Source organism: Arsenophonus sp. aPb (assembly GCF_029873475.1).
Taxonomy (GTDB): Bacteria; Pseudomonadota; Gammaproteobacteria; order Enterobacterales; family Enterobacteriaceae; genus Arsenophonus.
On record NZ_CP123501.1, the window covers coordinates 35,458 to 58,692 of the forward strand.

Annotated in this window: 25 protein-coding genes and 3 pseudogenes; 10 read left to right on the forward strand and 18 right to left on the reverse strand. The window is 34.5% G+C overall.

What is annotated here, in order from left to right:
* Positions 1-151 precede the first annotated feature (151 nt).
* Positions 152-250, forward strand: a pseudogene (locus tag QE177_RS15050) (recombinase family protein); the annotation flags it as partial.
* Between the two features lie 149 nt (positions 251-399).
* Here QE177_RS15050 and QE177_RS15055 read toward each other — a convergent pair.
* From QE177_RS15055 to QE177_RS15065, 3 genes and pseudogenes are all read right to left on the reverse strand, one after another.
* Positions 400-2,106: an amidohydrolase gene (locus QE177_RS15055; protein WP_280552545.1), complete on the reverse strand. Its 1,707-nt coding sequence runs from the start codon at positions 2,104-2,106 to the stop codon at positions 400-402.
* Positions 2,107-2,401: 295 nt separating this feature from the next.
* Positions 2,402-3,085 carry an IS6 family transposase gene (locus QE177_RS15060; RefSeq protein WP_280548476.1) on the reverse strand — a complete coding sequence of 228 codons (684 nt, stop codon included), beginning with the start codon at positions 3,083-3,085 and terminating at the stop codon, positions 2,402-2,404.
* 52 nt (positions 3,086-3,137) lie between these two features.
* A pseudogene (locus QE177_RS15065) lies at positions 3,138-3,503 on the reverse strand (TerL protein); the annotation flags it as partial.
* A gap of 103 nt (positions 3,504-3,606) precedes the next feature.
* On the opposite strand from QE177_RS15065, the gene QE177_RS15070 reads away from it, so the two are divergent.
* Both QE177_RS15070 and QE177_RS15075 read left to right on the forward strand, forming a co-directional pair.
* Entirely contained in the window at positions 3,607-3,888 is a 282-nt protein-coding gene (locus tag QE177_RS15070; RefSeq protein WP_280552548.1) for a type II toxin-antitoxin system RelE/ParE family toxin, read from the forward strand.
* Positions 3,889-3,895: 7 nt separating this feature from the next.
* Positions 3,896-4,177 (forward strand): HigA family addiction module antitoxin, encoded by a 282-nt coding sequence (locus tag QE177_RS15075; protein WP_280552566.1) that lies wholly within the window; start codon positions 3,896-3,898, stop codon positions 4,175-4,177.
* A gap of 82 nt (positions 4,178-4,259) precedes the next feature.
* Here QE177_RS15075 and QE177_RS15080 read toward each other — a convergent pair whose 3' ends face one another.
* From QE177_RS15080 to QE177_RS15105, 6 genes are all read right to left on the reverse strand, one after another.
* Entirely contained in the window at positions 4,260-4,865 is a 606-nt protein-coding gene (locus QE177_RS15080; RefSeq protein WP_280552568.1) for a recombinase family protein, read from the reverse strand.
* Between the two features lie 226 nt (positions 4,866-5,091).
* Entirely contained in the window at positions 5,092-5,340 is a 249-nt protein-coding gene (locus QE177_RS15085; RefSeq protein ID WP_280552570.1) for a hypothetical protein, read from the reverse strand.
* Between the two features lie 62 nt (positions 5,341-5,402).
* Positions 5,403-5,690, reverse strand: coding sequence for a hypothetical protein (locus QE177_RS15090; RefSeq protein WP_280552572.1), 288 nt, complete (start codon positions 5,688-5,690; stop codon positions 5,403-5,405).
* 908 nt (positions 5,691-6,598) lie between these two features.
* Positions 6,599-6,772, reverse strand: coding sequence for a hypothetical protein (locus QE177_RS15095; RefSeq protein WP_280552421.1), 174 nt, complete (start codon positions 6,770-6,772; stop codon positions 6,599-6,601).
* Positions 6,773-7,107: 335 nt separating this feature from the next.
* Complete coding sequence (locus QE177_RS15100) at positions 7,108-7,401, reverse strand: transcriptional regulator (protein ID WP_280552423.1); 294 nt, start codon at positions 7,399-7,401, stop codon at positions 7,108-7,110.
* On the reverse strand, positions 7,398-7,532 hold the full coding sequence (locus QE177_RS15105) for a hypothetical protein (RefSeq protein WP_280552425.1): 135 nt from the start codon (positions 7,530-7,532) through the stop codon (positions 7,398-7,400). Before QE177_RS15105 ends, QE177_RS15100 begins: the two co-directional genes overlap by 4 nt.
* Positions 7,533-7,897: 365 nt before the next feature.
* Here QE177_RS15105 and QE177_RS15110 point away from each other — a divergent pair, with 365 nt between their 5' ends.
* From QE177_RS15110 to QE177_RS15125, 4 genes are all read left to right on the forward strand, one after another.
* Complete coding sequence (locus tag QE177_RS15110; RefSeq protein WP_280548476.1) at positions 7,898-8,581, forward strand: IS6 family transposase; 684 nt, start codon at positions 7,898-7,900, stop codon at positions 8,579-8,581.
* 1,562 nt (positions 8,582-10,143) lie between these two features.
* Positions 10,144-11,040, forward strand: coding sequence for a replication initiator protein A (locus QE177_RS15115; RefSeq protein ID WP_280552427.1), 897 nt, complete (start codon positions 10,144-10,146; stop codon positions 11,038-11,040).
* 130 nt (positions 11,041-11,170) lie between these two features.
* The gene (locus QE177_RS15120; protein ID WP_280552429.1) at positions 11,171-11,800 is read left to right on the forward strand and encodes a ParA family protein; all 630 of its coding nucleotides are present in this window, start codon (positions 11,171-11,173) and stop codon (positions 11,798-11,800) included.
* A complete protein-coding gene (locus QE177_RS15125) occupies positions 11,800-12,099 on the forward strand; it encodes a hypothetical protein (RefSeq protein WP_280552432.1) in 300 nt (99 codons plus the stop codon). The genes QE177_RS15120 and QE177_RS15125 overlap by 1 nt, the downstream gene beginning before the upstream one ends.
* Positions 12,100-12,224: 125 nt before the next feature.
* On the opposite strand, the gene QE177_RS15130 is transcribed toward QE177_RS15125, so the two are convergent.
* The 4 genes from QE177_RS15130 to QE177_RS15145 all read right to left on the reverse strand — a co-directional run bounded on the left by QE177_RS15130 (position 12,225) and on the right by QE177_RS15145 (position 16,158).
* Positions 12,225-12,491 carry an ogr/Delta-like zinc finger family protein gene (locus tag QE177_RS15130; protein ID WP_280552434.1) on the reverse strand — a complete coding sequence of 89 codons (267 nt, stop codon included), beginning with the start codon at positions 12,489-12,491 and terminating at the stop codon, positions 12,225-12,227.
* 61 nt (positions 12,492-12,552) lie between these two features.
* Positions 12,553-13,263, reverse strand: coding sequence for a hypothetical protein (locus QE177_RS15135; protein ID WP_280552436.1), 711 nt, complete (start codon positions 13,261-13,263; stop codon positions 12,553-12,555).
* A 555-nt stretch (positions 13,264-13,818) separates the two neighbouring features.
* Positions 13,819-14,502 carry an IS6 family transposase gene (locus QE177_RS15140; protein ID WP_280552438.1) on the reverse strand — a complete coding sequence of 228 codons (684 nt, stop codon included), beginning with the start codon at positions 14,500-14,502 and terminating at the stop codon, positions 13,819-13,821.
* Between the two features lie 1,224 nt (positions 14,503-15,726).
* Positions 15,727-16,158, reverse strand: coding sequence for a hypothetical protein (locus QE177_RS15145; RefSeq protein ID WP_280552440.1), 432 nt, complete (start codon positions 16,156-16,158; stop codon positions 15,727-15,729).
* 433 nt (positions 16,159-16,591) lie between these two features.
* On the opposite strand from QE177_RS15145, the gene QE177_RS15150 reads away from it, so the two are divergent.
* Positions 16,592-17,836, forward strand: a complete 1,245-nt coding sequence (locus QE177_RS15150; RefSeq protein ID WP_280552447.1) for a hypothetical protein — start codon at positions 16,592-16,594, stop codon at positions 17,834-17,836.
* A 926-nt stretch (positions 17,837-18,762) separates the two neighbouring features.
* On the forward strand, positions 18,763-19,479 hold the full coding sequence (locus QE177_RS15155) for a hypothetical protein (RefSeq protein WP_280552449.1): 717 nt from the start codon (positions 18,763-18,765) through the stop codon (positions 19,477-19,479).
* On the opposite strand, the gene QE177_RS15160 is transcribed toward QE177_RS15155, so the two are convergent.
* The 3 genes and pseudogenes from QE177_RS15160 to QE177_RS15170 form a co-directional block, all read right to left on the reverse strand.
* Positions 19,476-20,366 carry a DNA adenine methylase gene (locus QE177_RS15160; RefSeq protein WP_280552451.1) on the reverse strand — a complete coding sequence of 297 codons (891 nt, stop codon included), beginning with the start codon at positions 20,364-20,366 and terminating at the stop codon, positions 19,476-19,478. The genes QE177_RS15155 and QE177_RS15160 overlap by 4 nt on opposite strands.
* A gap of 1 nt (position 20,367) precedes the next feature.
* Complete coding sequence (locus tag QE177_RS15165) at positions 20,368-20,637, reverse strand: HTH domain-containing protein (protein ID WP_280552453.1); 270 nt, start codon at positions 20,635-20,637, stop codon at positions 20,368-20,370.
* Between the two features lie 231 nt (positions 20,638-20,868).
* Positions 20,869-21,432, reverse strand: a pseudogene (locus QE177_RS15170) (site-specific DNA-methyltransferase); the annotation flags it as partial.
* Positions 21,433-21,498: 66 nt separating this feature from the next.
* On the opposite strand from QE177_RS15170, the gene QE177_RS15175 reads away from it, so the two are divergent.
* On the forward strand, positions 21,499-22,182 hold the full coding sequence (locus QE177_RS15175; RefSeq protein WP_280548476.1) for an IS6 family transposase: 684 nt from the start codon (positions 21,499-21,501) through the stop codon (positions 22,180-22,182).
* 36 nt (positions 22,183-22,218) lie between these two features.
* On the opposite strand, the gene repA is transcribed toward QE177_RS15175, so the two are convergent.
* Together repA and QE177_RS15185 are read right to left on the reverse strand one after the other, a co-directional pair.
* The gene (gene repA / locus QE177_RS15180; RefSeq protein ID WP_280552455.1) at positions 22,219-22,746 is read right to left on the reverse strand and encodes a plasmid replication initiator RepA; all 528 of its coding nucleotides are present in this window, start codon (positions 22,744-22,746) and stop codon (positions 22,219-22,221) included.
* Between the two features lie 23 nt (positions 22,747-22,769).
* Positions 22,770-23,174 (reverse strand): hypothetical protein, encoded by a 405-nt coding sequence (locus QE177_RS15185; protein WP_280552457.1) that lies wholly within the window; start codon positions 23,172-23,174, stop codon positions 22,770-22,772.
* Between the last annotated feature and the right edge of the window lie 61 nt (positions 23,175-23,235).

Consider the following 23,235-nt stretch of genomic DNA (forward strand, 5'->3'; position numbering starts at 1 on the left):
CACCAATAACAATTAATAATGCTGTCGCATCATTGTTTTTTTATTTATAAATTTTTAGACAGGTAAAAATAACCGCACTAAAATGTCTATTAAATCGTTTTGTAATAATAAAAGACATTCTGTGTCTTTAAATCGATTAAGGAGACATTTAATGCGGTTTTTTGGTTATGCCAGAGTTTCAACCAGTCAACAATCGCTTGATACTCAAATTAAAACCCTTAAGGAAGCCGGTGTTCTGCGCAACAAAATTAGGTGATCTATTTTATTAAGGCAGATCAGACTGCCCATTCATCTATTTAAATTAAAGATTTTATAACATAAATACCATATTTAATATCATACCCCACCTAAGTCAATAAGTGTGCAAAGGTGTGGTCTTTCTGTTAGAAAGACTATGTATTATTTTTGGTATACTTTTTCTCCAGCAAACCAGGTTTGATCTACTTTGATATTACTGATATTTATAGGTGTTTTTTTATCTATTTTTTTATCCAGAATAACAAAATCAGCAAATTTACCGACTGAAATACTTCCTGTTTTATCACCCCATCCAGCTATATTGGCGGGTTCTTGTGTATAAGCATAAAGCGCTTCATCAAATGTTAATGCATTCTCTCCATACCATACCTTACCATTTTTTTCTCTTAAGACAGCATCATTCAGTTGAATCATTGGATTTTCTATAGCAGTAGGCCAATCACTACCAAAGACTAATTTAGCTCCACTAGTTAGTATTGCCTGCCAAGCAAAGCTACGTTTTAATCTTTTTTTACCTAATCTAGCCTCTGTATAAGTTGGACGTATAGCGTGATCAGGTTGCATAGAAGCAACAATATTTAATTTGGCAAAATAAGGAATTGTTTCCATTTTAACAAGTTCTATATGTTCAATTCTGTCAGGTTGCTTTGCTTTTGATGGGTTATTTTTAAAAGCATCAATTACCATATCAACAGAATGATCTCCTATTGCATGTACTGCTACAGGGAACTTTTCATCATGAGCAAGTTTTACTAATTTATTCATTTTTTCTGGGGTATGAATTAACTCTCCATAATGATGTCGACAATCTGAATACTCTTCATGTAAAGCTGCAGTTCTAGTTGACATAACTCCATCAGCGAAATACTTTATATAACCAAATCTAAATTGGGGGCCTTGATTCCAGTTTTCTTCTTTATTAAGAGATAAATTATTCATTTTTTCTCTTATTTCAGAATAATGTTTAAATTGTTTAGGATTTGATTTTTCATCAGATATATCAGCCATTAAACCAAACCAAACCCGCATGGGAAATTTTCCAGAATTAAGTAAATTTTGATAAATATCAAAACCACTTGACCACATATCATGTACAGAGGTTATTCCAAGACTATTAAAGTGTTTAAAAACTTTTAATATTAAATCTTCTTTTGCCGGCAATGCTTTTTGATATGCTGGTGAATTAATTACCAAGTCAAGAGCATTTTCCTTTAACAGACCTGTTAATTCACCAGTTTTTGGATCTCTTGTTATTTCTCCACCAGAAGGATTAGGAGTTTTATTCGTAATTCCTAATTCCTTTAAGGCTGCAGAATTGACCCACATGGTATGGAAATCAGAATCAGCTAATACAATAGGTCTGTTACTTACTATGGCATCAAGTTCTTGTTTAGTTGGCAATGATTCACCATCTTGTATCTCCCATCTTCCACCTAAAATCCAAGCTCCTTTTGGTAATTCAGAATCTTTTTTCCTTATCATTTCCTTCCATTTTTTTCTATCTTGAATTCCGTATAAATCAACACCATAAAATAATTCAGTGCCTAGTAAAAGATGCGTATGTGAATCTGTTAAACCAGGAATAATAGTATTTCCATGTGCATCAATAATATGTGTTTTTTTATCTATTAAATTTTTAATATAATCATAACTACCAACAGCAATAAACTTACCATTCTTAACAGCTAAAGATTGAGCTACTGGTTTAGCTGGATTTGAAGTATAAATATCAGCATTCATTACTACTAAATCTGCGGCTTGTCTTATAGCTTCAGCAAAAGATAAGTTACAATTTAACATTAATGACAAAGCTAAACTTATAATATAAGATCTTTTAAATAACGTCATAATATCTCCAATTATTGATATTCCCCATGGTAATAAATAGTTATTAATTTAGATAAAAAAACTTATCAATGTAATTTTAATTTATTTATATAAAAATTGATCTACTTTAATAAAACGGATCAGATTAAACCCTTCTGGATGCACTCAATCTGTTACGTTTAAAAGTTGAAGAGAGCGATATTATTTTGATTAAAAACTAGAGGCACTGTTGCAAAAATCGGGTCGGATTGCTGATAATTATTCGGTTCTGTCGCATTAATGTTGGAAGTTTAATTTGTGGTAGTTAGAAGAATTGTTAGGCGACTAAAGTGTAAAAAGCATCGACTGGACAGAGAATTAGGCCATTGATAGGAATTTGTTGTTTATGGAGCATATGCAATATTTCTATTCCTTCCAGTAAAACTTTTGCCGTTCGGTACGTCTTAAAACCAAGCATCGCTCGATAGCGTTTTTTAATGAAACGGTGATCTTGCTCTACCATGTTATTTTTATAACGGCACTGTCTTATTTTTATCCCCAGCTCACGTTGATTAAGTGACATTAATGCAGCCCGATTAGCACCACTTTTATCAATATTCACTTCCATAGGATAGGTATTTTGATGGATAGCTTTCTTTAAAAAGCGTAATGCAGATTTTTTATTTCGCTTTTGACTAAGAATAAAATCTATCGTTTCACCACTAGCCTCTACGGCGCGATAAAGATAATGCCATTTCCCTTTTATCCTGATATAGGTTTCATCCAGATACCAGGTGCCACCATAGATTTTTCGTTTCTTTCTGGCAACACTTGCTAGTTTTGGCGTCAGTCGTAAAATCCAGCGGTGAATGGTGGAGTGATCAACAAAAATACCTCTTTCCTGCATCATCTCCTCAAGGTTACGCAAGCTTAAGGAATACGCCAGGTACCAACGTAGACAAACTAAAATGACATCGACGGGATAGTGGAGACGTTTAAAGCTTTGTTTAACAATATTCATAAGAGTCAATTATATCTGCTTGTAGTACAAGGTTTACAAATCGATCTTATCAAACAGACTCTTTTAATGCGACAGAACCCGCCAGTGAAATTGAAGTCCAACTTAACCCCATTTCGCGGCTTTTTTCAGTAATACCGTTTTCCCGCTGCCGCCATCGGGTCATTATCCAGTCAATCCATTCCTCCTGTTTGGGAAACAGCAAAAACGGGATCGTGACCGGTAGCCCATAATCAATATTGCGCGGATCCGTTGTCATGCCCCAGTCAATAATAAACTGAGCCGGATTATCCTTATAAAAACGAAATAATCGTTTGATGTTCTCAGGTTCCTGACGTAAACGTTGTAATCGTTCAGCACGCCACTCAAACACCTGAACATAATCTGGATTTTTGAAATCAAAAGGGAAAGGTAGCGGCATAAAAATTTTGCGAAAAATCGCCTCTATTTAACTTATGGTGGTTATATTGATTTTCATATCACCTTTTTGTATACTGTATATATACAGTACGCAAGGTAAGTTTATGATTAAAAACTTTCGTCACAAAGGGCTAGAGCGTTTCTTTAAAACAGGCGTAATTTCAGGAATTCAAGCTAAACACGCTGCAAAATTACGCGTCCAATTAACCGCCTTAAATGTTGCAAAAAAACCTTCGGATATGTCAGCACCAAGTTGGAAGTTGCATCCATTAAAAGGAGAGGCGTTAAAAGGTCACTGGGCAATATCTGTTAATGGAAACTGGAGATTAACTTTTAAATTTGAAGACGAAGACGTGATCCTTGTCGATTATCAAGACTATCATTGAGGTAATTATGACTAGAATGTATAACCCTTCTCACCCAGGAATCGTTTTACGTGAATATTTAAGCCACGTTTCAATTACTGAGGCAGCAAAAGCATTAGGTGTTACTAGAGTTGCTCTTTCTCGCATCTTAAATGGCAATTCAGGCATTTCTGCTGATATGGCTTTAAGACTAGAAAGTGCGATTGGTACAAGTGCTGAAATGTGGATCGAAATGCAAGCTCAATATGAACTTTGGCAAGCATCTCAGAAACCACGACCTGATGTTCATAGACTGCTACCACAGGCTTAGTCTATCCGTAAATACCGATAAATCGTCTCACGTGATACGCCAAATTAACAAAAGAATTTGGCGCTTTCTTCAATAGAGGGTTCTACGCTGGAATCCCAGATTTTTCCGTTGCAAATTCTGCATCTCTTATTCGCATAATCGTTTGTCGGGTTGTATTAAAGATTTTAGCAAGAGAACTGATACTTTGACCGCTTTTTAAATGAGATATCACTTCTTCTCTTTGTTTGTCGTCCAGTGACCTAGGTCTACCGAGCTTTTTACCCTGCAATTTTGCTCTCACTATTCCTGCCTGTGTTCTTTCAATTAACAAATCCCGTTCAAACTCGGCCACCGCTGAGATAACCTGCATCGTCATTTTTCCGGCTGGACTCGTGAGATCGACACCACCCAATGCCAAACAGTGAACTTTAACTCCTAATGAGGAAAGATTTTCAACGGTTTTACGAATATCAATAGCATTTCGTCCGAGTCGGTCTAATTTTGTTACCACAAGAACGTCTTGAGCTTCTAATCTGTCGGTTAATCGGACAAATCCATTTCTTTCATTAGCAGCAACCGAACCGCTAATATTCTCTTCGACAATTCGATGTGGTTTAATGTTAAATCCAGCAGCTTCGATTTCTCTACGTTGATTTTCGGTAGTCTGTTCTAATGTTGACACTCGGCAGTAAGCAAAAACCCGTGACATTTTGTTTCTCCTGTACGAAATAGATGTACTTATTATACATAGTGTACGAAATTAATTTAACCTATTTTTGTACAGTTGTTTTTATAGATGTACGAAAACGAACGATTTCGGACAACATAAAATATTTTAATTTTGCCTATTTTTCGAACAACCCTGCTAGGCCAATGGGGGGAAAGTGTTTTTTGTCTCAGAATGACATCACGTCTCAAAAAATCTCAAAAAAATATCATTCAGATTTAAATTCATTCAGATAGCATATACAAATTCTTGTTTCAATTTCAGGGGTATTACCATATATTTCCTTCGCTAAATTTTGTGCAGCATATTGCGTTGAAAAGATTCCTTTAAAATACCAACAAATACTATTTTTATATCTTACTTCTAACGACCAATAATAATTATCCAAATTAGGTTTAATATGTTCAACAATATTATTTGTTGATGTATTTTTTAATTTTATTATTTGTTGTCTCATATTATTTTAACCTTTATATTTAATATTTTTATATGCTGTTTGAATCTTTATTTAAAATAATATTAATTAATCAATGTTCGTTTTATTTTCATCATTACTACAGCTACTTCTAATGATTTCCTGATGATAGCCCCTTTCTTTTTTTCACTTTCATTTTTTAATAGATTATCTGGTATCTTAAATAAATTATGACTTTCATCAATGACTTTAAACGGATAAATTAAATAATAATCTCTTTGTAATCCTAATTTATTAACAAAATTAATTGCTAATTCGTTTTCTTTAAATATTCCGCCAACCTGAAAACAATTTTTATCTTCAACAAAAACCTCTAAGATCCAAATAATCATAATATTACCTATATATATTTAAGGATGAATGAGAACAAAAAAGTTATATTTAATTCAACGGTAACCTAATTACTATTCAAGATTTGATGATATTCCGCTTCCTCGTTCGTTCGCTCCTGTCGTCGGTCACTCACTGCGGTGAGCGTATGGGGTTTAAAAGGATTATTTTTATTGGAGTTTATTACTACCAGATCCAGATCTTACTTAACCTATAGTTATTATTTTTTTTATTTTAAAAGATTAAATAAATAAAATATTAAAAATAATTATATTTAAATGTATTTATAAGTATATGTAATTATTAGTAAATTATATCTCACTGAGTTGTTACAAAAGATTCCCCCCCTATAGTCCCCCCCATTTACTCGCGTTGCTCGCTTTCACTGTCCCTATACACAGTTACTTGGTCATCACAACGCTTTCAACTTTTGACCTTTTGGGTCGGTAAGAAAGAACTAGCGGGAGGGTAAGTCTCATTACTCAGGTTTATGATGTTTTACATCTCACTTGAGAGTCACAATGAGTTCCCCCAGAGACACAATTTTTTCGTTGGTATCTCTTAAGGAGCCACCTATTCTGTATACTTTTTGTACAATTATTTTATAATCAATAACCTACAAGCATGTTTTTGTGACTTAAGTCAAATTTTTTTATTGTGGGTTTTATGCTGTTTTCAGGGTGGTAATTTGAGTGAAGTTTAGAAACAATTATAAAAAATTCCTGTAACGCATCATGAGCTTTTATTTTTTATTGGACATGGGTTTTTACGTTTAAAATAAAAAAACCGCTCAAAATTGCATACAGCTCGTTTTAGTGGCATATTTTAGGTGGTTTGTAATCGTTATTTTCAGTTCAAGGAAAAATTTAGTGTTTTTCGGGTAGTTTGCGGGAAAGTGCAGGGAACTACGTTAAGGCATTTTGTGCTCTTTCATGTAGCTAAGTAACATTCTTCTTGATAAACCAGATAAATCACAGACCTCACGAACCGACTTTTTAGAATTTTGATAAAGTATGCGAGCCTGCTCCAGCTTATCTGGATAAGTTCTAGGTCGACCACCTGATTTCCCTCTGGCTAGGAGCATATTATCTTGACGGGTTTCTATGAGTGGTAAGCAAAACTCTTAACGTAGTTCCCTGCACTTTCCCGCAAACTACCCGTTTTTCTGGTGATGAGTGGATGGAATTTAGGTCATAATGTTATTAATCCGCGTATTGTAATTTTAATATTGTCAGAATTAATTATATGTCAAAAAGCCAGCCCGAGAGATAAACAGGCTGGCTGTACTTTCCCATGATATTGGCGCAACTTGCGGTATCAGAAGGAGCTACTCTAAATTTATTTTTATTTTAAATGCGGGATTAATTATTTAGGATATGGAGCAAAATAGATACCCTACAAAATGTAGGGTACCGTCAGTTAACTATTTGTGTTATGGCGATTTATTTCATTTAAGACACATTGAGTTAACCCGAATGTGACTAACCGACACTGAAAAACTGATTGGATGTGATTAACAGAATAAAAATCCATTCTGTTTTTAATTTCTTGTAATGTATCTCGTACTACGACATAAGAAACATTGCGGAATACAGCAATATCTTTCTTGTTAATTCCGATAGAGAGAAGCATTGCTGTTTCATATTGTGCGTCTGTCAGTTCTGGAAATTCATTACGAAATTTATAGAGTTTTTCTTTGGCGAATCCTTTCATGCTGCACCCCCGACAACTTTCATGATGCGATCACGTTGGCGGCGGGTAAGATTTTTGGAAATGCGGGCGAAATGTTTTAATAGTTCGGGTTTTGCTTTACAGATAAGCACGTGGAAGGTACTATTTTTCATAGTCCGACTCCTAGTTGAAGTAGGTTGTTGGATTAGCTGACTGTTAGGATTGCAGTCCTTTCAGTCAGCGGCTAGCTTACTACTCTTTGTTTATTGTTACTTTTTCTAATATTCCCTTTCTGGTATATAGTGATGTCCATTCAATAGATTGAACTCTTGTCCAATCTACTTTTACAGCATATTTTTTGTTTACTCTAAATTCACCTCTACTGATACGTTCTATTAATCCAGAAGAAATTAAAAAATTTATATTATTGTTAAATGTTTGGGGCTTAATACTATTTGCGGTTCTGTCGCATTAAAAGAGTCTGTTTGATAAGATCGATTTGTAAACCTTGTACTACAAGCAGATATAATTGACTCTTATGAATATTGTTAAACAAAGCTTTAAACGTCTCCACTATCCCGTCGATGTCATTTTAGTTTGTCTACGTTGGTACCTGGCGTATTCCTTAAGCTTGCGTAACCTTGAGGAGATGATGCAGGAAAGAGGTATTTTTGTTGATCACTCCACCATTCACCGCTGGATTTTACGACTGACGCCAAAACTAGCAAGTGTTGCCAGAAAGAAACGAAAAATCTATGGTGGCACCTGGTATCTGGATGAAACCTATATCAGGATAAAAGGGAAATGGCATTATCTTTATCGCGCCGTAGAGGCTAGTGGTGAAACGATAGATTTTATTCTTAGTCAAAAGCGAAATAAAAAATCTGCATTACGCTTTTTAAAGAAAGCTATCCATCAAAATACCTATCCTATGGAAGTGAATATTGATAAAAGTGGTGCTAATCGGGCTGCATTAATGTCACTTAATCAACGTGAGCTGGGGATAAAAATAAGACAGTGCCGTTATAAAAATAACATGGTAGAGCAAGATCACCGTTTCATTAAAAAACGCTATCGAGCGATGCTTGGTTTTAAGACGTACCGAACGGCAAAAGTTTTACTGGAAGGAATAGAAATATTGCATATGCTCCATAAACAACAAATTCCTATCAATGGCCTAATTCTCTGTCCAGTCGATGCTTTTTACACTTTAGTCGCCTAACAATTCTTCTAACTACCACAAATTAAACTTCCAACATTAATGCGACAGAACCGACCCACCAATACCTTAATATTCCCTTTTTATGTTCTTGACTGAGCAAGTTTCCCTACATCAATATTTTATTATTGACCGTTTTTTGTACAAATTTCTCTATTATTGACTAAGATTTTATCATCAAAGGATAACAATTTGGGTGGGATTAACCGTTATCCACCTATAGATGCAATCACTTTTTATCCTTAAATACATCTAAAGCAATAGATGCAATATAACCATAACGACCTTTAACAGAAAAAGAAAAAACAAGAGCGAAAAAGTCTTCGCTTGCAGGGAACCTACGTTCCCGCCGCTCAGAACTCTCCGTGCTATTTCCCCCGTAAGCGTTAAACCGCTAACGCGCAGTTAGGCCACAAAACCTCCTGTGGCCTAACTGCGTGACGTTGTCAGGGGAAAATAACCTTAAATATTGTTATTTATATTGTGTGGCTTAGCAGGAAAGGGGGGATTCTGAGTCTTTTTCCCTGTCGTAGTGGCTTTGCCTCGCTTCGGCGACCCTGACCTTTTGTGATTTTTGTTACTCTTGTTGTCGCCTTTTATGCGCAAAGCGCATGGCTTTTTTAATCATGTCTAAAAGTGCAACGTTTTGCATCATTTTGCACGATTTTTTTAGCCCTGTTAAGGTTAAGGAAAGCTATATATAGCATGGGTTAATGCCTGTTTTGAAAGTGCAACGAAAACGATACATTTAGTGAGTAGGCGTGGCGGGGCTATGATTGCGATTTTCCGGGTTTTTTAGTGAAATTTTTTAAGGTCGATGTTTATATTTAGCCATTTAATTAAAAATTAGCTGTGTCGAATTTAGCGGGGTTTTGTTTCTTGAAGCTACTTGACATAGCTTTAACCAATAAAACCTATCAGAAGCGGATACAGAGGGTTTTATGGTTATTTATGAATAGTATTTGATATTGAAATATTTACCGCTCGCCGCAGCCAAGAGACCGAGCAACGCGAGCGAACAGGCGAGGAAGCGGAATATCACGATTAGCTTTAAAGTAATGAGGGCACTTGTTTGGTTAAATGTTAATCAATACGGAATTGTAGTTAGGATTAAATAAGTTGAATAAGTTTTACTTGTTTTGTCAGAAAAGTTATCCACAGTAAAAGTGCAAAAAAAGGCAGTTAAATATAGTTATGTATAAGTTAAAAGAGTTAAAGATAAAAAAATAGCATTTAATTAATTGATTTTTAAGGTAAAAAAAACATTAATCGTCCGCAAATCACGATAAAATGTCCGTAAATCACGATAAAATGTCCGCAAATCACGATAAAATGTCCGCAAATCACGAATAAGTAAAGCACTTATCCACATATTTTTTTTGTTTTTTTCGTTGTTTTATTTGACTTGTCCGCAAATCACGATAAAATGTCCGCAAATCACGTTATTACTAGCGTCCGTAAATCACGAAAACAAGTTGTTTGTATTTTAATCAATCTGTATTAATAAAATTCTAATAACTGATCTTAGATCATACCTATAATATACAAAAAGAGAAAAACACAAATTGAAGACATTACGCCCTTTAAAACATAAGCAGTTGGAATTTTTTATTGCTGATGAAGTTAATATTTATGCTTTTCGCGATGAAATGGCGAGTATGGAGCATCCTTTTTTTGCATTAAAAGGAGGCGATACAAAAGATAGGGAATATAAAAATGGCAATGTAACTGTAAATGTAAGATCTAATTCACTTGGATTAGCCACTATCTTTGACAAAGATGTGTGGATTTATGCCATATCTAAGTTACAAGAAGCGATTAATAATAATGAACCTATTAGCCGTACTGTAGTTTTTACTCCTTATGATTTTTTCGTCACTACCAATAGAAATAAAAGCGGTCGATCTTATATTGAATTAGAAAAAGCATTATCTCGTCTTAAAGGAACAACAATTAAAACTAACATTGTTTACTCAGTTGATGAGCAGGAAACTGTAGAATTTGGTTTAATTGATAGTTGGAGAATTGTTGAGAAACAGAAAGGGAAATTGGATATAGGAATGGTGGAAATTACTTTACCAAATTGGCTCTATCAAGCAATTACAAAGACTAAAGTGTTACAAATTAGTCCTGATTATTTTCGTATTAGGAAGGCTATAGATAGACGTCTATACGAGATAGCTCGTAAACATTGTGGTAGTCAGCATGAATTTATTATTTCACTTGAAAAACTTCATTCAAAAATAGGTTCATCAAGGGAGCTCAGAAAATTTAAATTTGATATTAAGCAATTAGCAAAAATAAATGATCTCCCTGATTATGAAATTTCTTTAGATATTGTTACTGATAAAGTAACTTTTAAAAACCGTAAGCAAAATACATTAAAAGCAGATAATTCACGTATGCGAGAAAAAGGAAAACAGGCTGTTTATAAAATTAAAAAGGGGATTTTAAAAGAATAAATTTTATTTTTTATATTGTTTTAGCATTTTTATAGCTAGCTGCTAGCTTAATATAAGATTGCTGAAATATTATTGCTATCTATAATATGGATAGCTACAATCTAATTTTAAGCTAAAAAAAGGTAATTACATGACATGTATAATTGCTTTTGTGTCACAAAAAGGTGGAGTAGGTAAAAGTACATTAAGTAGAGCTTTAGCCAGAGAGGCAACAATAGAAGGATTAAAAACAAAGATTGCCGATCTTGATATACAACAATCTACGACGATTGATTGGCATCGTCGTAGATTGCAATTTGATATACAACCTCTTGTTTCAGTCGAATCTTTTTCTACTGCTACTCAAGCTATTTCCATAGCTAATGATTATGAACTGTTGATTATTGATGGTCCAGCAAGAGCTAGTAAAGGAACCTTAGATATAGCAAGAGTGGCTAATTTGGTGGTACAACCAACTGGTGCATCTTTGGATGATTTGGTGCCTGCTATAAAGTTATTTCATAGTTTAGTAAAAGAAGGAATCCCTAAACCAAAGTTAGTTTTTGCTCTGGTTAAAATTGGTACTGAATCAGAAGAGTTAGAAACAAGAAATTATATTAAAGAAGCGGGGTATGAAGTTCTTGCGGGCTGTTTGTTTGAAAAACCATCATATAGACAAGCCCAAAACTCTGGATATTCTGTCACAGAGACGCGCTATAAAGCATTAAATGAACGAGCAGATGAACTTATTCAATCATTAATAAACCAAGTGGGTGAATAATGGCTAATTTATCAAAATTAAAAAGGTTAGGGGTTCCTCCTTCCCCAGAAGAAGTTACAACAAACTTAAAATCTCCCGAAATAGCACCATCTAACAAATATTATGACAATGAAAAATTCTATGTTAGAAAAGACGCAAGAAGCATGATGAAAACTAATAGAACTCTTACTTTTGCAACCCGCGTAAGCCCTCAATTTGATAGAGAGTTTCGAGAGATAGCAGAAAGAGAAAATGTGAGACTAACAGTATTATTAGAACTAATGCTTGATGTTTATAAAGAAAAAAAAGGTTACGAATAATGTTTCAATAAAAAGTTACCCCCTTACGACAAGATTCGTTATTTTATTGCCAGTATTTTTATTCTTTTTCGGACGAAAAACTACTAATTATTTAAGCAACACCTAACTAGCCGATGGGGATAAATTTATGTGGCTACTTTAAAATTATCACCATATTTACTCAAACAATGTACATTAGACTGTTTAGGCAGCAAGTCTGGTTCAGCTTTTTTTTCGATTTCATCCGGTGACAAAGGCCTGCGAATAATACTATAGAGGGTTTCCAGCGTTTTAAAAGTACAGGAGCATTCAATATTTTTACATTGATGATAGCTCTCTTTAGTTGTTTTAGTTGCATAAAAACTGGAGCGCACATGCGCCGTTTCACCACAAACAGGACATCGCATCGCCATATATAGACTCACTCCTGGTTGATTAAATCACTCAGTGATTATGCTGTTAATCATAACAAGGTCAGGTTTTTTTAGAAAGAGACGCTCTTTTTATTTCCCAGGGTGTAGGTTTGAGTTGTTGGTCAAGATAGACCTCATTATTTAACTGAAAGTTAATTTTTAAAGGTAAAGCCTCCCTGTCATAATGGGTTAAATTAGTCCGCCAGTTGACCATTAGTTTATCGGTAAAATCTTTAAACATTACCGCTTTATCATTAACGCCCTCATAAACTTTTGATGCCCCTGCGTTATTAATTTCATTCACTGACAGGGAATAGTAATAAAAACGCATGACGGCATTTAAGACTTTACCCTGCTCTTGCATAAAATGATTAAATAAATGGGTTGCATAACGGGCAATCAGTTTATGCTGCGCGTCAATTAACTGACTGGCTGCCTCGCCTAGTTGCCATTGATATGGCGTTATATCTTTTTCTGCAACAGCAATTAAGTTATTAAACTCTTCCAGCGTCTCTTTAGCTAATACGCACTCAGTCCGCAGGGCTTTCATTTGTTTAGTCATTTCACCTTTATTTTCATGAAATAACTGTCGCCATTGCGTATCGTATTCCTTTAATGCTTTTTGGGTTTCCGCTTTTCTGTTTTTAATGAGTTCAACATCATGCTCCTTTTGAGCAAAAGACTGTCTGGCCTGTTGGTAGGCTTGTTCTTTTTCCTTAAAATCGGTCATATAAGGCCGAATATCTTCGGGTAGTTCATTATATATTGTCATACTCAAACCTCAGATATGTATTTTTTTATTGTGCCAATAACGATACAAAAAAAGTATTGAGGTCACTTGTATGACGGCTGATACAATTAAGCGATATTTTCGATGACCGAGAGATAAAATAATGATTGAAATAAATATTGATGGGAAAACCTTTTCCATGAGCGAACAGGCTGCTTCTCTCTTTGTCAAAAAATCCAACAGGAATTAACCCAGCCACTTAAAGACGGGCGTATTCATACCTTTGGTAACTACAACATTAAAATTCATAATAAAAGCGGGTTATCGGATGCTGTTCTGACGGACTGTTAGCAGTTAGCACTGATATTTTCAGCGATTTAATTGTCATTTTTTGTTTTTTTATTAAAACTCTATTCCCCAAAGGGCGATTAATCCCCTTTAAAACGCTGAAAGGTATCGCTTTAGATAGAGTTAGAATGCTCCCTTAAGGACATACAAACATAATTTTTTAAAATTGGGCTCTATTTAACATAAGGTGGATTAACGGTTCTGTCGCATTAATGTTGAAAGTTTAATTTGTGGTAGTTAGAAGAATTGTTAGGCGGCTAAAGTGTAAAAAGCATCTACTGGACAGAGAATTAGGCCATTGATAGGGATTTGTTGTTTATGGAGCATATGCAGTGTTTCTATTCCTTCCAGTAAAACTTTTGCCGTTCGGTACGTCTTAAAGCCAAGCATCGCTCGATAGCGTTTTTTAATGAAACGGTGATCTTGCTCTACTATGTTGTTTTTATAACGGCATTGTCTTATTTTTATCCCCAGTTCACCCTGATTAAGTGACATCAATGCAGCCAGATTAGCCCCACTTTTATCAATATTCACCCCCATAGGGTAGGTATTTTGATGGATAGCTTTCCTTAAAAAGCGTAATGCAGATTTTTTATTTCGCTTTTGACTGAGAACAAAATCTATCGTTTCACCGCTAGCCTCTACGGCACGATAAAGATAATGCCATTTCCCTTTTATCCTGATATAGGTTTCATCCAGATACCAGGTGCCACCATGGATTTTTCGTTTCTTTCTGGCAACCCTGGCGAGTTTTGGCGTTAATCGTAAAACCCAGCGATGAATCGTGGAGTGATCAACATCGATTCCTCTTTCCTGCATCATCTCCTCAAGGTTGCGCAAGCTTAAGGAATACGCCAGATACCAACGTAGACAAACTAAAATGACATCGACGGGATAGTGGAGACGTTTAAAGCTTTGTTTAACAAGACACATAACCGCTACTCATCTCTGAAAACAATATTCAAATATTCATTTTATCAGGCAGACATTTTTAATGCGACAGAACCGTTTTTATCATTAGATACATCTAAAGCAATAGATGCAATATAACCATAACGACCTTTAACAGAAAAAGAAAAAACAAGAACGAAAAAGCCTTCGCTTGCAGGGAACCTACGTTCCCTCCGCTCAGAACTCTCCGTGCCATTTCCCCCGTAAGCGGTAAACCACTAATGCGCAGTACAGCCCACAGACGAAATCGTCTGTGACGGTTCGCAAGCTCACCTGGCTCATTGCGTGACGTTGTCAGGGGAAAATAACCTTAAATATTGTTATTTATATTGTATGGCTTGGCAGGAAGGGGAGATTCTGAGTCTTTTTCTCTATCGTAGTGGCTTCGCCACGCTTCGGCGACCCTGACCTTTTTTGATTTTTGGTGCTTTCGTTGTCGCCTTTTATGCGCAAAGCGCATGGCTTTTTTAATCATGTCTAAAAGTGCAACGTTTTGCATCATTTTGCACGATTTTTTTAGCCCTGTTAAGGCTAAGGCAAGCTATATATAGCATGGGTTAACACCTGTTTTGAAAGTGCAACGAAAACGCTACATTTAGTGCGCAGGCGTGGCGGGGCTATGACTGCGATTTTTGGGATAAAATCACAGTTTTTCTTCTTAGAGATTGATTCAAAAAAACAGAATTTGAAACACGCTAAATCGCGTTCTAAGCTGACTTATTTGTTTTTGGTGTGTGGTTAAAAGGGGGATTAGATTTTTGAATGTCAGCACTCTGACAGCGCTAAATCCTAATTTGCATCCTGTGGGAACTCACGTACCTTTGTTGGGATAGACTCAACCATACAAAAAAGCGTTGGCGGTTACCGCAGCTACCCGGTCACTGCCCCTAGTAACTAAAAATTAGTTAATTTTTAGTGTATATTCTTAATAAAGTTAAAAACAGTTCCTGTCAATGGGTAAACTCACTGTTCAGCAAATGCATTTTACGCTTTAATTACTTGGAAATACTTACTACGTATAAAAGTCAAAGCATTCGTTAATACGGCACACAAAAAATACCTCACATTAAGTGAGGCTCTTCTGTATAAAAGACAGGCTTAGTGCTAGTTTTTTGATACACTAACATTTAATTGAATGGTATCTAATATACCAAATATTTTAAAACGAGTTACTTATCATTTATTTAAATCTTGATTTGTTAATTACTATGCTTCATTTTTAAGCTCAATCGCCCCAATTTTTTTCATTAGAGAATAAAAATAATCCTCTGCTTCTTTTTGTGTCCTAAAACTTAAATAAAAATACTCACTTTCTAATTGAAAAGTTATATTACTATTATTTACATTAACGTATATTATCTGTGATGTATTTGTTATTTCATCCTGAGGTAATCTTATATACTTCGTTTTTATGTTTTTATTGAAAAGTAATTCAATATCATCTAGTTTAATAGCGATATAGTCAAAATAAAAATCTCTTTCTTCTTCTGTATTGAAATATTTAACATAACTTTCACTTTTAAATTTAAATTTAATTTTATTACTTTCTTCTTTCTCCATCCTTGCAAGTTTATTAAAATTAAATCCTATCTTTCTTTTATCCGAACCTGAACCTACTTCAAGAATAAAAAAATACATTATCATTTCCTTTATTTTTAGTAAGATGTTTTGAATTAAAAAGCCCATTAACTAGAACGTTAAATAATCACAAAAAACAACATAAATATAAAGTTAAATTGATGTAAAATTAATTTATTTTTCAATTAAATATTTTTTAATAAATTTTTTTGCATTAAAACCATCATAGTACGCTGAAATTTACTATCTATTCGTAATAGACATTCCCACTTCAATAATGCGATAAGTGAATCAATAGGAAAACACTTTTAGCAAAATTTAGCTATAAGATAATAAAAAACATTTTATTAATAATTATTAACAATAAATTTTCACACATATTAATTGTACTTAAATTAAGTATTCATGCTAACTATACCCTGTTAAATATTAATAATAAAACAAATATCAAGAGATATTTATGTCTATCTTATTTTAAATTTCCGGAGCTAATATGGATAAGAAATATGAATTAGTTAAATATATAACAAAAGAGATTAACGGGAGAGCTATACATCGAATTCGTGCTCTTCGTTTTTTTAATGATGTAAAGAAAGGTGACCTTGGGGGATGGATTGAGGAAGAAAAAAATTTAAGTCATGAAGGTAGTGCCTGGATATATGACAATGCAATGGTTTACGGTAATGCTATCATATCCGATAACGCTCAAATATCAAATAACGCAATAGTCTATGATGGAGCTAGGATATCCGATAACGCTCAAATATCAAATAACGCAAAAGTCTATAGTGGAGCTAGGATATCCAATAACGCTCAAATATCAAATAACGCAATAGTACACCATCAGGTACAAATCTATGGTAATGCCAAAATATATGGTGAAGCTGAAATAGATAATAAAGCAAAAATATATGGCGATGCCAAAGTATATGACAATGCTAAGATAACAAAAAAAATTGAGTTATATGATAACGCGGAAATATTCGGCAATGCGAAGATAATTGGTAATGAAAATACATCTTCCTCACATACAAAAATATATGGTAATGCAAGAGTACATGGAAACGCGGAAATTAATCAGGTCTCTATGTATGACAACGCAGAAATATTCGATGATGCGAAGATAGCTGGGAGTAATACGGAAATTTATGGCAATGCTAAAATATTTGGTAATGCTTCAATTGGCGATAGTTCTCAGGCTGGGAAAATTAAATTATATGACGATGCCCAAATATATGGCGATGCAAAGGTTTATTCCTTAGAAAAAAAGGACATTATAGAAATATTTGGTCGTGCCAGAATACATGACAAAGCCGTTATAAAGGGAAGCGTGAAAATATTCAACCAGGCAAGAATATATGATAATGCTCAAATACAAGACAATGTTAAAATTTCTGGGAATGCAGAAATTTATGGTGATGCCAACATAACTGGAAATACAGAAATATCTGGTCATATACAAATATTAAGTGATGCTCAAATAACTAAAATAAGTGAATATTTTATTATTGATCATATTGGTCCAGAAGATGAAATGCTCATAGCTTTTAAACAGAAAGACAATTCAATTATGATTTCTCATAGTGATTTTAATGGTGTTATTGAAGCATTTGAATACATCATAAAAGAACGGCACAAAGAAGGAAAATTTAGAGATGTTTACTTGAATCAAATTGAGACAATAAAAAAACAGCTAATCGAACCAAAAATAAACTGTAATAGCTCATACCTAAGCTGATAGTTACCAATTTAACAGGAATTTATTGTTTATAGAGCACATACCGTGTTTCGATTACTTCCAGTAAAACTTTTGCGGTGCGTAATTTAATCCTAACATAACTCGATAGTGTTTTTTAATGAAGTAATGAGCTTGGGCTCCGTTTGGGAAACGGAGCCTAAAATAATATATATAATTAACAAAAATAAGGCTTAGCGGGGTAAATTAGCATGAAGTGCCAGAGTGATGATTTATTAACAAAATGTTATTTCAAAAAAATCTCTCATTTTCGCTAGGAAAGTTTATCTTTTTAAGCCTTGGCGGTCATTTTTTGATTGAGTTAAAATGTCGCGAGACGCGTTAGCACCTTTATGTTAAATTCAACCATTTTCAGAAGAATTTAGTATAACAGCGCCTTATACTGAATAGGCGCTGTTATTAAAAAACAACTATTTTCTTGATTCAAACTACAACACGTTGAATAACTTTATCTAATGGTTAGTTTGGTAGAAAAAGATAATAATCCAAATATTTGTTACTAGATTTTTGTGGTAATATTGTTAATTGCTCGGAAAACAAGATGTTCCTTTTCCTACACCTTTGCACGTCACGGGTTTTTCGGCTGTCACATAAGGATCATGTTGACTGATACATAATTTTCTAATTTCGTCATAATAAAAACCATTAGGACAAGCATTAGCTAAAAACGTACAAATTAACAATAGTAAACTAATTGAGATTTTCATATTTTTACCCTCCAAATTTATTGAACTTCAATAATAGTATATTTTTTTATATAATTTTATTTTTTATAGTTAAATAAAATCTTGGAATGCTGTAATAAGTTGTTTTAATGTGATGTTATGGTAAATGACCAGTCAAGAAATCAAATTTGACAATAGCTCTGATGATTATCATAGTTCCATTTTTAAGTGGGATTATTGAAAGTGACAAAAGATCTTGAAGATTATATCAATGATGTTTTAAAAGTTTGTAGTTCTCGCGCTGCATTTGTAATAAACCATATAATAAAAAATGGTTCCATAAATTCTGAGCAAATTAGAAATGCAGGTTTTGTTCATGGCGCGAGGGCTGTTGGGGATGTTCGAGATAATGGAATACCATTAATCACCAGAAACATAAAAAGCTCAGATAATAGAACAATTGCAGAATATACGTTTGGAGAAGCTTCAGACATTAAAAAAAATAAATTCGGAGGAAGAATTAACTTCCCTAGTTCATTAAAAGGAAAGCTTATATTACGTGATGGTCTAATCTGTGCAATATCTAAACAACACCTTCCCGAGAGCGAATTGCAAATTGACCATAAAATACCATATTACATATCCGGAGATATTGCAAGAGATCGCGATCCAAACGACTTTATGCTTCTTTCAAAATCAATGCAAAGATCTAAGTCTTGGGATTGTGAGCAATGTGTTAATCTAAAAGATTACTTTGATGTTAACATCTGCAAAACATGCTACTGGGCGTCACCTGAAAATTATACTCACGTAGCGATGCGAACTCAAAGAAGTATAAATATCATATGGGAAGGAATTGATGTTGCGTACTTTGATAAAGTGGTTGAGGAAAGTATACAAATAAGAACCTCTCCTCAAGAGCTTATCAAGGATATAATAAAAGATAGATACGATAATTAAGCATAAAGTTTATGGTATTCATGTATATTTCCATAACCACTTAACTCAATTAATGCTGGTGATAAGTATAGTGATTCTATTGTCATATCGTCCCTCCCCAAAAGGGTCGCTTGACTTGATCTGCCAGCATGTATATCTATTTTCATGAGGTCTAGATATTCAGGTAAACCATTACCATAAGACCTACCTCCACATACACCATCAAAGGATAATAAATATGGGATATTCCTAGAGTTTAAATCCTCAAGACCTCTTGTTAAAAGTTCAATATCTAACAAATAAGCATACCTTGGGTCTTTTTTATTACTTGTCCCTTGCCAAGGTGGATCCATATAAACAACATCATTCGAAGTGGCATCATTTAAAATATCAATAAAATCACCGACTCTAAAATCAACTTTACCACATAACAAATCAGAAGCAGCAAATATTTCTTTACGCATACGGTCAGGGTTAGTTCCTAGCCTTCTATTATCTGGAGACTGATTAAACTCACCTTGAGAATTAAATCTGATTGCATTCTTTACACATCTAGCCACTAAATAAAGAAATTTAACAGGGTCATTATCAATATTGAACTGACTCCGACATTCAGCAAAGAACTGTTTAGGATCGCCTAATTGAGAATTCCATAAATATTTGTACTCTCTAGCGACATCATCTGGGAAATCAATTATTTTTCTCCATAAATTAATTAACGGCTCATATTTATCGCCAACAACATATTCATTAGCTAAATTTTTCACGGCTGCGGAAAGAGTTATCGCTGCTGAACCGGAAAAAGGTTCAAAAAGCCTTCCTTGAATTTTATAAGGAATGTTTTTTAGTATTTCTTCAGCTATTTTTCTTTTACTTCCCTGATATGGTACAACATGAGGAGCCTTCATTTTAATGAGCCTTTTTGTTTATTGAATAGTATTTAGCACCACCACGGGTGCTTACAATAAATATTGGTTTTTCATTGTTCAATGATCTTCGCTTCTCACGCCTGTAAATTATAGAATAAAGTGACTTACTTGGGCTTTTACCTACAAGACAGTTCTTATCTAGAATGTTTATTGCTTCAACTATCTCATTCAAATTCAATGGTTCCTTTGATGATTCTAAAACCTTAATCATCAACTGCTCATTACGGCTAACTTTTCCATCTAAAGCCATATTTTTAATAATCTTTATTTATTTGCAATACACACACAATAGCATGCTAATGCATGCTATGTCTACAATAACAAGCAATTCACCTTATTTGACTGTTTTTATTAAATAAAAACGATCACCTTTTTTATTCGTATATTCCCCACCAGTAACCTGAACACATGGTTTACCATCGCAGGTACTGATATTCGCCAGTGGAGCTTTCTGCGCCCATTCAGCCTTTTTTGCCTGCATCAGCTCAATCTGACTGTAACAAAACCAGTGGCTACTCATCTGTTTACCGATGGCCTGGTCAATCTGTTTGGCGCTGATTGCTAATGCTTTCCTGGCCTGTTTGAAATATTCAATTAATGGCCTAAACACGTTATCTTTTAACTGACGACACTGTTTATGATACGCATTGGTTTTGCCAGCGTCGGACGCTTGATAATGTTCGGCAAAGATAATCCGCTCTGTTGACGGAAAATAACACCGCAAACTGGCTTTATGACTCTTTCGCCATTTTCCAGACGGTTTGGCCCAGACGATATGGTTAAGTACATTAAACCGGTCGCGCACCAGAAGCTCGGTATCGGCAGCGAGTCGATGACCGCAAAAAAGATATAAACCCCCGTTAGGTTTTAATACTCGCCAGAATTGTGATAAAAGTGCCTCTATCCAGATTAAATAATCGGTGACCGTGTCCCACTGATTATCCCATGAACAGTCTTTCACTCGAAAATACGGTGGATCGGTGACAATTAAGTCAATGCAATCATCCGGTAAGGTTTTGATGTAGCTTAGTGGGTTCTGTCGCATTAAAAGAGTCTGTTTGATAAGATCGATTTGTAAACCTTGTACTACAAGCAGATATAATTGACTCTTATGAATATTGTTAAACAAAGCTTTAAACGTCTCCACTATCCCGTCGATGTCATTTTAGTTTGTCTACGTTGGTACCTGGCGTATTCCTTAAGCTTGCGTAACCTTGAGGAGATGATGCAGGAAAGAGGTATTTTTGTTGATCACTCCACCATTCACCGCTGGATTTTACGACTGACGCCAAAACTAGCAAGTGTTGCCAGAAAGAAACGAAAAATCTATGGTGGCACCTGGTATCTGGATGAAACCTATATCAGGATAAAAGGGAAATGGCATTATCTTTATCGCGCCGTAGAGGCTAGTGGTGAAACGATAGATTTTATTCTTAGTCAAAAGCGAAATAAAAAATCTGCATTACGCTTTTTAAAGAAAGCTATCCATCAAAATACCTATCCTATGGAAGTGAATATTGATAAAAGTGGTGCTAATCGGGCTGCATTAATGTCACTTAATCAACGTGAGCTGGGGATAAAAATAAGACAGTGCCGTTATAAAAATAACATGGTAGAGCAAGATCACCGTTTCATTAAAAAACGCTATCGAGCGATGCTTGGTTTTAAGACGTACCGAACGGCAAAAGTTTTACTGGAAGGAATAGAAATATTGCATATGCTCCATAAACAACAAATTCCTATCAATGGCCTAATTCTCTGTCCAGTCGATGCTTTTTACACTTTAGTCGCCTAACAATTCTTCTAACTACCACAAATTAAACTTCCAACATTAATGCGACAGAACCAAAAATAATTCAGTTACCCACATCATTTTGGGAATATACGTTCCGGTGGTTTTATCCCATACCCGCTCACAGATAATTACGCCTAACTCTTCTAATGTGATAATAGCTTTACTACAACGGGTAATACTTTTATTCCCGCATTCCGATTCCGTTGATAAACCACACCAATTGGCGAGCTGCTCAACACTGGCTTCAACTTTACCACTAATAATATTTAACCGGTCACTCATTGCCACTATCAGTGCATCAATAGCGCGGGCGCGATGTTCATTAAGTCGTTTAATAAAGTTCTTTATATCACCATTCTTTTTTACGCTTATTGTGGTGTACCATGCTTCATGGCGGGAAGGTCGAGTTTCTCTGGCCGCTTTTGTAAGCGCTTTAATAATAGCGGGTTTATTACTGGTTTCTTTCGGCGGGATATAAGCAGGATGGGGATTACAAACATAACAACGACGCAGCGAAAACGGCGTATGACGTTTATGTTGGTTAGTTAATAACATCTCACTCATATCAATAATACACTAACAACAGATTAAGAAAAAAATCGGTGATTAACATTAATCTGTTTTTTATTTGATACCGGAAAATTAAGGCCAATAATTTCAGTGCCCTTAATCATTTCCATTAATGCCTGTTTTATCGCTTTTGCTGAGGTGATAGCCCATTCCTCTGTGTTTTTATATTCAATTAAATTCATATCGTTATTAACACAAAACTTAATAAGCAACGGCAGTCCATTAACGACATAGCGATTATCACGACAATATTCATTAAACAATAAGGTTATCGCTTCAATAATTTTATTTGTTTTTATGTTCTGATTTAAATGCTTGTTTCTTGAAAAGACATAATGAATTAACAGTTCATTAACGCAACTAATATACTTATCGTTAACAATCTCTTTTATTGTGAAATTTGACACATTAACTAAAGGCATACTGACCTCCCTCCCAGGAAATAAGCTAAGTTTAGTTTTTAACTAAAAAATAAATAGTGCA